The 11,978-nt window shown below is 54.2% G+C and carries 10 protein-coding genes; 1 reads left to right on the top strand and 9 read right to left on the bottom strand.

Annotated features, from left to right (window positions below; all coding sequences use genetic code 11):
- Positions 1-7: 7 nt before the first annotated feature.
- The 9 genes from DFP98_RS33660 to DFP98_RS33620 form a co-directional block, all read right to left on the bottom strand.
- Positions 8-889: a fumarylacetoacetate hydrolase family protein gene (locus tag DFP98_RS33660; RefSeq protein WP_116065017.1), complete on the bottom strand. Its 882-nt coding sequence runs from the start codon at positions 887-889 to the stop codon at positions 8-10.
- 71 nt (positions 890-960) lie between these two features.
- On the bottom strand, positions 961-3,675 hold the full coding sequence (locus DFP98_RS33655; protein WP_116065016.1) for an alpha-L-rhamnosidase: 2,715 nt from the start codon (positions 3,673-3,675) through the stop codon (positions 961-963).
- A gap of 35 nt (positions 3,676-3,710) precedes the next feature.
- The gene (locus DFP98_RS33650) at positions 3,711-4,538 is read right to left on the bottom strand and encodes a carbohydrate ABC transporter permease (protein ID WP_116065015.1); all 828 of its coding nucleotides are present in this window, start codon (positions 4,536-4,538) and stop codon (positions 3,711-3,713) included.
- Positions 4,538-5,407 (bottom strand): carbohydrate ABC transporter permease, encoded by an 870-nt coding sequence (locus tag DFP98_RS33645; protein WP_116065014.1) that lies wholly within the window; start codon positions 5,405-5,407, stop codon positions 4,538-4,540. Before DFP98_RS33645 ends, DFP98_RS33650 begins: the two co-directional genes overlap by 1 nt.
- Positions 5,408-5,470: 63 nt before the next feature.
- Positions 5,471-6,820, bottom strand: a complete 1,350-nt coding sequence (locus DFP98_RS33640) for an ABC transporter substrate-binding protein (protein WP_116065013.1) — start codon at positions 6,818-6,820, stop codon at positions 5,471-5,473.
- A gap of 40 nt (positions 6,821-6,860) precedes the next feature.
- A complete protein-coding gene (locus tag DFP98_RS33635) occupies positions 6,861-7,616 on the bottom strand; it encodes an SDR family NAD(P)-dependent oxidoreductase (protein WP_116065012.1) in 756 nt (251 codons plus the stop codon).
- A 1-nt stretch (position 7,617) separates the two neighbouring features.
- Positions 7,618-8,637 carry a zinc-dependent alcohol dehydrogenase gene (locus DFP98_RS33630; RefSeq protein ID WP_116065011.1) on the bottom strand — a complete coding sequence of 340 codons (1,020 nt, stop codon included), beginning with the start codon at positions 8,635-8,637 and terminating at the stop codon, positions 7,618-7,620.
- A gap of 44 nt (positions 8,638-8,681) precedes the next feature.
- Positions 8,682-9,653 (bottom strand): C-terminal binding protein, encoded by a 972-nt coding sequence (locus DFP98_RS33625; RefSeq protein ID WP_116065010.1) that lies wholly within the window; start codon positions 9,651-9,653, stop codon positions 8,682-8,684.
- Positions 9,654-9,666: 13 nt separating this feature from the next.
- Positions 9,667-10,308, bottom strand: a complete 642-nt coding sequence (locus tag DFP98_RS33620) for a cyclase family protein (protein WP_116065009.1) — start codon at positions 10,306-10,308, stop codon at positions 9,667-9,669.
- 452 nt (positions 10,309-10,760) lie between these two features.
- On the opposite strand from DFP98_RS33620, the gene DFP98_RS33615 reads away from it, so the two are divergent.
- Positions 10,761-11,867, top strand: coding sequence for a GntR family transcriptional regulator (locus tag DFP98_RS33615; protein WP_116065008.1), 1,107 nt, complete (start codon positions 10,761-10,763; stop codon positions 11,865-11,867).
- Positions 11,868-11,978: the final 111 nt, after the last annotated feature.

Genomic DNA, 11,978 nt, shown 5'->3' with positions numbered 1-11,978 from the left:
ATTCGGATTAGTGCGGACGTTCGGCGACAAAACGGTTTGTCAGCGAGCCCAGCTTGTCGATCTCGATCGTCGCTTCGTCGCCCGGCTGCAAGTACACTTGCCGCTCCGGTGGCAGTCCGAGCACAACGCCCTCCGGCGTGCCCGTCAAAATCACATCCCCGGGAACCAGCGTCATATGCCGGGAAATGTAGCTGACGATCTCGTCGACAGGGAAGATCATGTCCGACGTATTGGAGCTTTGGCGCACCTCTCCGTTCACGATCGCGCGGATCGCCAAATCGTTCGGGTTACCGACCTCGTCCGCCGTGACCAAATACGGACCTAGCGGACTGAAGTCGTCGCATGTTTTGCCGAGCAGCCACTGCTGCGTGCGAAGCTGCAGATCGCGCGCGGACAAATCGTTCACGCAAGCATAGCCGAATACGTAATCAAGCGCCTTTTCTTTAGCTACGTTTTTCGCTTTCTTGCCGATTACGACGGCCAGTTCGGCTTCGTAGTCCAGCTTCCGAGTGACCTCGGGCACGGCGATCGGACGCAAATGCCCGGTCAGCGTGTTGTTGAACTTGTTGAACAAAATCGGATACTCCGGAATCGCCGCGTTCGTCTCTTCGGCATGCTTGCGGTAATTCAGACCGACGCAAATGATTTTGTTCGGGCGTGTGACGCAGGGTCCCCACTCCAAGGACGATTCGTCCAGTACAAATTCGGAGGAAGCCGACAGCTCCAACTCCCCGATCGCCCGCTCCAGCTCCGCCATTTTGGCTGCGCCGCCCTCTATCACTTCCATAATATCGCTTGTCAATCCGACTCTTGCCACATCGACAACGCCCGCATCCACCTTCACGCCAAGCTGCTGTCTTCCGTTTCTAACGAAAGTTACCAGTTTCATAGTCCCAAGTCCCCCGTATTCCAATTCTGATCCTATTGGCCATACCAAAATTTCAAGCTTCGAGTCTCCCGTCAGGTCGAGACTGTAAAGCGGTAAGTGCCCGGCTGGCATAGATAGGCCGCGTTTTCTTCGTCCCGTCTCAGGAGAGCAACGCCATCCGCCTGTTCGGCGGGCACGCCGCTTTCCGTAACCGTCGCTCCGAATTTCAACGGAATGACGACCTCTCCGGAAGCGTTGGGCGGGATTGTCACGCACATTTCCAATTCGCCCCGATCGGTCACTTCCCAGGCGGACTCGATCAACCCTTTGATGCAGCGATAGTGAACGTCGGCCTTGCGAAGACGCTCGTTGATTCTCGGCTGGATGACGATTTTCTTGTATCCCGGCTCCGCTGGATGGATGCCTCCCATATAGCGATACATCCATTCCCCGACCGAGCCTAACGCGTAGTGGTTAAAGGAATTCATTAACGTATTCTGGAATCCCTTCTCCTCCGTCCATCCGTCCCAACGCTCCCAGATCGTCGTGGCGCCTTCATGGATCGTGTACATCCAGGACGGATAAGTATCCTGTTGCAGCAGACGATAAGCAACGTCGTCATAACCGTACTCGGACAGCACAGGGAGCAAGAAGCGGATGCCATGGATGCCGGTCGTAATGTGCCAATCCTCGATCTCGATGCGGCTGACCAGATGCCGGGCCGCTTGCTCGCGCTTGTCCTCCGGAAGCAGATCCATAAACAGCGCCATGGCGTAAGCCGTCTGCGTATTCCCGCTGATGCGCGCATCTTCGCCGACGAACTCCCGGTTAAACGTCGCTCTGATCTCTTCGTGCAGCTCGGCGTATTGACGCTCGTCCTCCAACTTGCCGAGAACGCCCGCGATATCCCGCATCATGCCGGCGACATAAGCATAATAAGCGGTTCCGAACACTTCAAACGGCGTCGTCGAGAACGCGCTGTAACGAGTGGTGCCGTGCTGCTCGTCGGTCTGATCGGCCGCGGGAATGGACAGCCAGTCCCCGTATTGCGGTTTGTTCCACCGGATATGACGCGGGTACAACATCCGGTTATAGCGAATCCAACGGCTCATGGCCTCGTAATGCCGCTCGAGTATGCGCTTGTCTCCGTAGATCCAATACATGTTCCACGGAATCACGACCCCGGCGTCCGCCCATCCCGAAGAACCGACGAGCGGATAGGCCGAGATCGTCGAATACGGCAAATGCGGCGAGACGTCTGTAAACGCCCCCGTCGGTTTCTGCGCATCCTCGACGTCGATCATCCACTTTTTGAAAAACGAGGCGACCTCCATATTAAAACTGGCCGTAAAAGAATAGATTTGCGCATCTCCCATCCAGCCCGCTCTCTCGTCGCGCTGCGGGCAATCCGTAGGTACGCTGAGGAAATTACCGCGCTGCGTCCAAAAAATGTTGCTGAACAGGCGATTCACCATCTCGTCCGAAGTCTCGATCTGGCCCGTGACGTCCATCGCGGAGTGTATCACCTCGCCGACCAGACATTCTTCCGTCAACTCCCCGGGATACCCGTCGAACTCGACGAACCGGAAGCCGTGAAAGGTGAAGGTCGGCGCGTACGTCTCATCTCCCGAGCCGTTTGCGATATAGACATCGAGCTGTTTCGTGTTGCGAAGATTGTCCGTATACAGCTCGCCTTCGCGAGTGAGCACTTCGCCGTGGCGTATCGTCATCCGGTCGCCCCATTCAGCGTTCGCCGGAAGCTTCGCGATCACTCGGCCAACCATGTTTTGGCCCATGTCGACGATATATTTGCGAGGCGCGACCCGCGTTATTTTTTGCGGCTTAACGTTCATCGTCACTTTGATGTCAGGACCGCACTGCGCGTTCAAATAGCCTTTGTAGTCGAAATTGACGCTCGGGTCCAGCCAGCCGGTCGCCTCGTATCCGAATTCGTTCCAACCCGGCAACTCGAGTCTTGCGTCGTACACTTCGCCCATGATCAGGTCGGAGGAAACGATCGGACCAAAGGAAGCCTTCCAGCTTTCGTCCGTCGCCACGTACGACGAGCTCCCGTCTTCGTACTCGACATTCAGCTGCATCAGGGCAAAAGGATCGGTACCGTATTTCTGAAAATCGTACAGCCCGACGTAACCGGCATACCAGCCTTGGCCCAGCGTCAGCCCTATGCCGTTGCCGCCTTGCCGGAGTATTCCGGTCACGTCGAAAGTCTGATAATAGACCCGGGTATTGTAATCGGTAAATTCCGGAGAGAAGACATACTCGCCGACTTTTCTTCCATTAATATGGCACACGTACAAGCCGAGCGCCGTAGCATGCATCGTCGCGCGTTTGACCGGTTTGGAGACGTTGAAAGTCTTGCGCAAATAGACCGAGGGCTTCTGAATCTCTTTGTTCGGCACGATGTCGGATTTCAGGCCGATCCACTTGCCCTTCCACTCGTCCCGGCTCAGCAGCCCCATCGACCAGCCCCCGTACGACCAGTCGGAAGATTCGTCGTTTTGATTCCATATTTTCACTTTCCAATAATACCGCTGCCTCGATTGCAGCTCCGCGCCCGCATACTCCACGTGCTCCGACTGCTCTGACGCGACTTTGCCTGTATCCCAGGCATGGCCTTCCTCGGCGTCGAGAAGCGACAACTCGGTCGCGACAAGAATGCGATAGGCCGTTTGACGGGTCCCTCTGCCCGAAGCTTCCAGGGTCCAGCCGAGCCGGGGGCGCAACTCGTCCATGCCTAGCGGATTTTCCAAATATTCAACTCTCAAGCGTTCTGGGCGGAATGCCATGTGAGCACCTCGTTCGTTGGGTTTGTTCAGTTAGGTCAGCCTTTGATGGCGCCGGCCGTCATGCCGGCAATAATGAAGCGTTGCGCGAAAAAGTAAATGATCAGAAGCGGAGCCGAGATAATCAGAATGTTGGCGAAAACAAGATTCCACATCGATCCGAATTGTCCGGTAAATAAGTACATGGTCAGAGGCAGAGTCATCTGTTTGCCGCTGGACAAGAAATAGAGCACGTACATAAAGTCGTTCCAGACGAAGGTGGAGTTAAAGATAAACAGCGTAACCATGATCGGTCCCATTAGCGGAAGAACGATCCGGAAAAACAATTTATATTTGCCGCAGCCGTCGATGATGGCGGCTTCGTCGATCTCTTTACTAATGCTCTTCAAGAACTGGTTCGCCAGAAATACGCTGAGCGGCGAACGAGTCGCCACGTTGATCAGGACGACGCCGAGGATCGTTCCGTTCAAATGAAAAAAGCTAAGCACCTTGTATAGCGGAACGATAGCGGGAGGAACGACGAGCCCCAGCATAACCAATACGTTTAATGCCGCACTCCAACCGTCTTTTCTTCGCTGTATCACGAATGCGGCCATCGCGGCCGAGATCAGAATGATCGCTACGCTCGAGAAGGTGAGCACAATGCTGTTCGTAAAGGCGAGCGGCAGATCGGCGACTTCGAACACTTTGGAATAATTGCTCCATTCCAGCTTTGAAGGGAAGGCAAGGCCCAATTCGCTCGCTTCAGCGGGCGACTTCAACGAATTGATGAAGATGAGGTAAAAAGGAACGAGGATCAGCAAGCTCATAGCGGATATCACGGCAATGAGAGCGATTTGTCCATACGGAAGGGAACGCGACTTCATTAGACCTCAACCTCCCGCTTGTCCAGGAATTTCCTCATTGTAACCGTCAGCGTGATCACGATCACGAATATAATCAACTCGCCGGCGGTAGCCAGGCCGTATCGGCCCATGGCGAATTGCTTGTAGACCAATGTTTTCAGCACTTCCGAATAATAACCCGGTCCGCCGCCCGTCGTTACGAATACGAGATCGAATTTCGTCAATCCGACGATAAGCGCGAAAATGACGTTGGCGTTAAACGCCGACGCAAGCATCGGAAACGTAATATAGCGGAATTTCTTCCAGGGTCCCGCACCGTCTATGGAGGCCGACTCCATCATGTCGGAGGGAATAGTCTGCAGCGCCGCGATAAAAATCGCCAAGTGGAAACCGGCCGATTTCCAGACGTCGATGAAGACTAAGGAGTAGATGACCTGACCTTTCTCGATGAGCCAATTCAGCGCCAAAAAATCCAATCCTATCGCTCGCAGCGCTTTGTTCAGCACGCCGATCTCCGGATGCATGATCGCAGTAAACAGGACGCCGATCGCGATATAGCTCAGAACGTAAGGGGAGAAGAAGATCGTACGAAAAAAGTTGCTGGCGATGCAATGATACAGAGCCATGGCAAGCGCAAGGGACACTCCGACTTTAAGGACGATCGACAGAATCGTAAAAATAGCGGTATTGGCCAGCGCCGTGGAAAACACCGGGTTGTTGAACATCTCGACAAAGTTGCTGAACCCGGAAAACTTCGCGGATGTCAGATCCCAGTCGGTAAACGCATAGTAGAAGCTGAACAAAGTAGGCAAAACGAAAAAAATGCCGTAGATGAGCAGCCAAGGAATAGCGAAGCTAATCGAGTAGGTTTTGCGTTCCAATTTATGCAATCTGATCTCCCCTATCCGATATTGAAGCCCCGTACGGGGCTCCAATATCCGTTATGCCGTCTATCAGAATCCCGGGGCGCCTTTGGCTTTCGCGTTCTTCGCAAGAATGTCGGACAACTCCGCGGCAAGATCCGCACCCGATTTCTGGCCCATCAGAATTTCTTGTACCGTTTGACCGAACGCGCCCATGTTGGCGACGACGCTGAAGTCGACTGTAGCGAACTGCTTCGCCGTTTTGGTGACTTCGATCATTTCTTTTACCGGATCAAGCAGTTTCGATTCGTCAAGCTCGACGCCTTTGTAAGCCGGTACGCCGGCTGCCGGCAACGTGTCGAAGTAAATTTTCTGTCCTTCGGAAGAGGCGAAGAACTCGATGTACTTCTTGACGGCGTCGGCGTTTTTGCTCGATTGCGGAATACCGTAGATCATCGGAGGCCATACGGTAACCGTCTTATCGCCTTCGACCGGCCATGGGAAGAACCCCACGTCGTTGATCAGGTCGGGCATCGTATCCAGAATGGTGCTAAAGGCGCTCGTCAGCACCGGATACATGCCCGCCTTGCCCTCGGAAATGGCTTGCAAGCCGTTCGTGTACGTAGCCGACAAGTAGTCGCTGTTCACGTAGCCTTGATCGACCATCTTCTTCATCGTATCGAACGCTTCGATGAAATGGGCAGCGTCCTTGAACGTAGCTTGATTCGTATTAATTTTGTCCAGTATGCCCGGGCTCTGCAGTTGGTCGTACGAGAAGGCGGCAAGTCCAGGAATTTGCAGCGTCCAGGAGTCCTTCGCCGACAAGTAGAGCGGAACCTTGCCGGCCGCTTTCAGCTTCTCGCTGACGGCGAACAGTTCGTCGAGCGATTGCGGAATGCTGACGCCCGCCTCCGTAAACGCTTTCTTGTTATACGCGATTCCCCCAAATTTCAGCGCCTGTCCCGGCACGCCGTATACTTTGCCGTCCGGTTCTACGTAATAGGGCTTGATGTCGTCCAATATATTCTGAATAATCGGCATGTCCGACAGGTCAATCAGTTTGTCCTTCGCCTGCAGGTCGTCTCGCGTCCTCGCACCCGGGTGATAGCTGATCAGATCCGGAAGATCGTTCGTGCCGGCCTTCACTTTGTAGATTTGTTCCATTTGCTCCAGCGGCAGTACCTGGATGTCGAGCTCGACGCCGACCGCTTCGCCGATCGCTTTCATCCACACGTCGCGGCTCGGGCTGTCTCCGCCCACCGCATGAGATATCGTAACCTTTTTGCCCGTGTTCGCTGATCCGGCCGGTTCGGAGGAGCCTGCGGACGGCGACGCGGTCGAACTGGAAGGACTTGCGTTATTGCCGCCTCCACATGCGGTGGCGGCGACTAAAGCGGCGGCGGACAATGAGAACAGCGCAGTACGAATGACTTTTGACATCTTGAAAATACCCTCCCTGATTTCTATTTATTTTTTGGCGTTACATGGCGAGCAAACCGCCGTCGACGTACACCGTAGTCCCGGTAACGTAATCCGAATCCTCATGCGCCAGAAACACCGCAGTGCCGGCCAGATCCTCCGGCTCTCCCATGCGGCCCCAAGGAATTCTCTTAACCGTCTCTTCTCTCATGCCCGGCTTGGAGAACTCCTCCATGCTGATATCCGTATCGATGACGCCGGCGCCGATCGCGTTGACGTTGATTCCGTATTGGGCCAGCTCGAGCGCCATGCACTTGGTCATGATTTTAATGCCGCCTTTGGTCATGGCGTACTGGGTCAAATCGGCAGTGCCGACTTCTTCGGAAATAGAGGACATATTGATAATTTTTCCGCCTTTGCCCTGCCGAATCATCTCCTTCGCCGCCCGCTGGCCGCTGAAGAATGTTCCGAACAGATTGACGTTCCATATTTTCCTGACCGTCTCTGGCTCGACTTCGATAAAAGGCTGGAATATGGCGATTCCCGCATTGTTCACGACGATGTTGATCTCGCCGAATTTCTCCAGCGTCTTGTCGTAAAGCCGATTGATCTGATCGAGATCGGAAACGTCGCACACGATGCCGATCGCAGACCCGCCTTCCCGGCGGATCGATTCCGCCACCTCCTCGCACAGCTCCGCATTCGTGCCCGATACGATCACGTTCGCTCCTTCTCTGCCGTAGCGGACGGCGATTCCCTTGCCGATCCCTCTGGTGCTTCCCGTCACGATAGCCGTTTTGCCCGCTAACCTGCTCATTTTACCTCGCTCCTTCTGAAAGATTTATGATGTATTTGCTGAACTTGGCCTTGCCGTCGGCAAGATCCGCGAACACTCCGATCGCTTCCTCCAATCCGCATGTCGACGACCAGCCCTCACCGGTTACCTTGCCTTGGGACAACAATCTAACCGCCTGCTCGAAATCTTCGTCCGAATAGGTGTACGATCCGACGATCGCGATTTCCTGACGCACGACGTGGTTCATGGAGAGCAAGGATTGATCCTGTCCCAGTCCTACCGCAACGATCGTCCCGCCCGGATTGACGTTCCGGATCGCATCCTCGCGGGTGGATTGAACGCCGACGCAATCGATGATCGTATCCACTCCGCGTGCGCCGAACAATCTCGCGCAGGCTTCCTCCGATTGCTCCGGCGTCGAAGTGTCGGCGCCGAGCTGTTTGGCGAAAGCAAGCCTGTCGGGTTGTCTGTCTATGACCAGCACGCGGTCGGCGCCCATCGTCAACGCCGCTTGCAGCGTCAGCAGTCCGATCGGTCCGGCTCCGTAGATCATCAAATTTTCGTAAGGCTTCAGCCCCAGCTTGACCGCATGGATGCATACCGCAAGCGGCTCCGCCAAGGAGGCCAGGTTGGAGTCCATTGCCGCGGGTACGGAATACAGATTCGCGGCGGGCACGGCGACGAATTCCGCGAACGCTCCCGGACGGTGAATTCCGACGATCTGCCGGTTGCGGCATATGTTCCCTTTGCCGATCCGGCAGCGGTCGCACGTCCCGCAAGAGACGAGCGGGTTCACGATGACCTTGCTTCCGATCGTGAATTGGTTTACATGACTCCCCAAATGAACGATCGACCCGCAAAATTCGTGCCCCATCACGAGAGGAGGTTTTCTAATGCTACTGTGGCCTAAATACCCTTCCAATTCACTGCCGCAGATCCCGACGGCTTCGACGCGAAGGATCGCCTCGTCCGGTTTCGGTTCCGGAACGTCTCTCTCCTCGACCGCCAACTGTCTAGCTCCCAAATATACAAGAGATTTCATTGCCGCTTCCAACCTCCGCTGCTTCGGTTCTGTTCCGTTTCCCACTAGATCTTGCCGACTCCGTTCACCACGTGCAGCAGACGCTCCCCGGAAAACAATCTCTTGATTTCGAGCGCCGCATATTCCTGCAAACGAAGAAGAGAGCTTTCCGAATACCAGGCGCAATGACTGGTGACGAGGCAATTGTCCATCTTCAGCAGCGGGCTGTCGGGAGCGATCGGCTCCTGCTCCAGCACGTCGACCGCGGCTCCCGCGATCTTGCCGTCGCGAAGGGCGTCAATCAAAGCTTCGGTGTCGACCGTTCCTCCGCGGGAGGTATTGACCAAGAAGCTTGTCGGCTTCATTTTGCCGAAGGCTTCCTCGTTAAACATCCGTTTTGTCGCCGGCGTAAGCGGCATGTGGACCGACAAAAAATCGCTGCGAGCGAGCAACGTCTCCCAATCCACCTTCTCCACGCCCCATTCGGCCATTGCCGACTCGTCGACGTACGGATCGTAAGCGATTGCTTTAAGACCGAAACTCACCGCCCGCTTCAGCACCGCTTTTGCAATATTGCCGAATCCGGCCAACCCGATCGTTTTGTCCTGCAAGCCGACAATCGGCCGGCAAGGGGAAATCTCCCATATGCCGTCTCTTACCCGTTGCACGACTTGAGGAATTTTGCGAACGATGGCCAGCATCAAGGAAAGCGTATGATCGGCCACTTCCTGGATCGCGTAATCGGGAATGTTAACGACGGGGATATTTTTGCGTTTGGCCGCTTCGAGATCGACATTATCGACTCCGATGCCGTATCTCACGATCACCCGGCATTTCTCGAACGATTCGATCGCTTCCGCCGTAACCGGCGCCCATTGGGTCAACACGGCGTCCGCGTAGCGGCACAGGGCGGCGACCTCGCTCGCCGTCCGGCATTGCCCTTCGGCAAAAGCGAAGCCTAGCGGCTGTAAAATATTCTTCTCTTGCTCCAAGTCGGGAAATCCGGAATCCGTAACTGCTACCAAGTAGTTGCTCATATTTCCCCTCCGTCTATTTCCGTATCGCCAGCGCTCTTACCGGCGAACCGTCGCGTCCCTTGATCCGCAAGGGAGCCGCCATGAAAAAGAATTCGTCCGCCCCAATGTCGCCCAAGTTCGCCAACCCTTCCACGATGACAATCTCCGCCTTCAGCAAAATTTTGTGAACGGGGTCGAAATCGGTTGGATTCGGCGTCGGAACGTCCATGCCGATCATCGCGATTTTGCGTTCCGCCAGCCATTCCGCCAGCTCGATCGTCATGTAGGGAAAATCGGAGAAGTAATGCTTCTGCGGATATTGTCTGAACCAATCCGTCCGGTAGATAAGCCGGGTTCCTTCGCCGATCCGGTGGGCCACGGAAGCGAAGTCTTCGATCGTGATCGCTTCCTTGGGCTTCTTATGGGACAAATCGACGAGCACCGCATCACCGATACACTTGTTCAAATCGAGCTGCTCGACCGTCTTCCCGTCGTCGAGGAAATGGAACGGCGCATCCAGGTGAGTGCCTTGATGGGTGCTCATGACGAGCTGCGAAATGTTATACCCCATACTGTCGACCGTGTGATGGACGATGACCGCGCATTTCGGATCCAGAGGAAATGTCGGTGCGGCATGGTAGATGTCCAAGGACAAATCCACGATGTTTCCGTTCATAGCTTCTCCAACCTCCCGCCAAAAGTTATATCCAATTTTCCGAAAACAAAGAACAATAAAACCCCGTCATTCCATTAGTAAGCGTTTGCAGATCAAGGTTAACACCGATAAATTGGTTATGTCAATACACTATTTAAATTTTAAAGTTATATTAGTATTGTTGTTATATCTATAAATAAAGAGGAGAAAGTTTGGTGCAGTCTAAAATAAAACAATATGTCCAATTTAAGGGATTTAGAGAAGGCGTCTCGGCACTGGTTGAAGCGGATAGTTAAAAGAGCTTACCATCGGCAATCTGGATATGTCAACGCAATGAATTGTTTTCGGAAATTTTCATTGGATCGCTCCACGCCACCCTCTATTGATATATCAATACAAATGTTATATACTTTCATCAAATCCCATTCAAACGGGATTCGATTTTAATAACGATTTCGGAGTGAATCCAGAGCATGAACGCTAAGAAGCCCCTATACTCGCAAATCCAGGATTACGTTATCGCCCAAATAGAAAAAGGCCAATGGCCGCCGCACTATCAAATTCCTCCCGAACGGGAAATCGCCGAGCAGTTTCAGGTCAGCAGAATAACGGCAAAGCATGCTATGCTTGGCTTGGTAAATGACGGCTTCCTTTACAGGCATCGCGGCAAAGGAACGTTCGTCTCCGACAGAAGCCCCAGCTCGACTCCGACGGAACCGCAGCGAACCGCGCCCCTCCTCGTGCAGCAAAACAAGAGGATGATCGGATTCATCATGCCTTGGATGGAATCCCACTATTCCTCTCTTTTGATATCCGGAGTAGAGTCCGCCTTGTCCCAGCTTTCCTATCATTTTGTATTCAAGAGGATTGCCACTCGCGAGGAAGAATCGCAGGCTATTCACGATTTTTTGAATATTCCCGTAGACGGGATCATTATCGTTGCCAGTCAAGGAGAGCAGCACTTCAACGATGACATCGTGCGCCTTGTACTTAACAAGCACCCCGTCGTTCTTGTCGAAAGAACGATGCGCGACATTCGGACCAACGGCGTTTATTGCAATACGAAGGAAATCGGCGCGCTTATGGCCGATTACCTGATCGAACGGAAGGCCCGCTCCATCGGACTCGTCACCTACCCGCCTTTATATACGATCGGCGTAAGCGATCGGGTAAGCGGGTTCCAGGACGCGCTGGCGCAGAAGGGGAAGGAGGCTTTGTCTCCCAGCCAAATTCTCTCGGTCTCCGCCTCGATACTCGAGCATTCGAATGCAGACGACATTCCTTCGGAAATCATCGAATTTCTGGACAACAACAGAGAGCTCGACGCGATCGCCGCCGTCGACGCGCTGCTCGCCCGTTACGTCGGCAAGGCTTGCGCCAAGCTCGGCTTAAAGCATATTCGCATCATTTGCTGCGACCAACCGCTTCTCTATCCGGATTGCGTCTCCCCTAGCGCTTATATTGACCAGTCCCCATTCGAGATGGGGACGATCGCGGCGCAGATGATCGTCGATGCCATCGCGAACGGAACCGAGCCGCGCAAGCATAAAATCCCTCCCCGTCTCGTCGAGCTGTCGTAGCCGACTGCGATTGAGTCAGATATGAAAAAAACCGGAGGTGCCAGGTCTTGTACCCGACGTCTCCGGTTTTAAGCTTCTTTGCGGCAATTCGCCAATCACTTCTTCCCCAAC

Origin of the sequence: Cohnella phaseoli (assembly GCF_003386235.1) — a bacterium.
Taxonomy (GTDB): domain Bacteria; phylum Bacillota; class Bacilli; order Paenibacillales; family Paenibacillaceae; genus Cohnella; species Cohnella phaseoli.
The sequence above is the reverse complement of the archived record's forward strand: the minus strand, read 5'-3'. Positions and strand labels throughout refer to the sequence as shown.

What these genes read in the sequence shown, in the direction of transcription:
- DFP98_RS33640 (WP_116065013.1), bottom strand. Translation starts at nt 6,820, where the DNA reads ATGTCAAAAGTCATTCGTACTGCGCTGTTCTCATTGTCCGCCGCCGCT.
- DFP98_RS33615 (WP_116065008.1), top strand. Translation starts at nt 10,761, where the DNA reads ATGAACGCTAAGAAGCCCCTATACTCGCAAATCCAGGATTACGTTATC.
- DFP98_RS33650 (WP_116065015.1), bottom strand. Translation starts at nt 4,538, where the DNA reads ATGAAGTCGCGTTCCCTTCCGTATGGACAAATCGCTCTCATTGCCGTG.
- DFP98_RS33635 (WP_116065012.1), bottom strand. Translation starts at nt 7,616, where the DNA reads ATGAGCAGGTTAGCGGGCAAAACGGCTATCGTGACGGGAAGCACCAGA.
- DFP98_RS33630 (WP_116065011.1), bottom strand. Translation starts at nt 8,637, where the DNA reads ATGAAATCTCTTGTATATTTGGGAGCTAGACAGTTGGCGGTCGAGGAG.
- DFP98_RS33660 (WP_116065017.1), bottom strand. Translation starts at nt 889, where the DNA reads ATGAAACTGGTAACTTTCGTTAGAAACGGAAGACAGCAGCTTGGCGTG.
- DFP98_RS33620 (WP_116065009.1), bottom strand. Translation starts at nt 10,308, where the DNA reads ATGAACGGAAACATCGTGGATTTGTCCTTGGACATCTACCATGCCGCA.
- DFP98_RS33625 (WP_116065010.1), bottom strand. Translation starts at nt 9,653, where the DNA reads ATGAGCAACTACTTGGTAGCAGTTACGGATTCCGGATTTCCCGACTTG.
- DFP98_RS33655 (WP_116065016.1), bottom strand. Translation starts at nt 3,675, where the DNA reads ATGGCATTCCGCCCAGAACGCTTGAGAGTTGAATATTTGGAAAATCCG.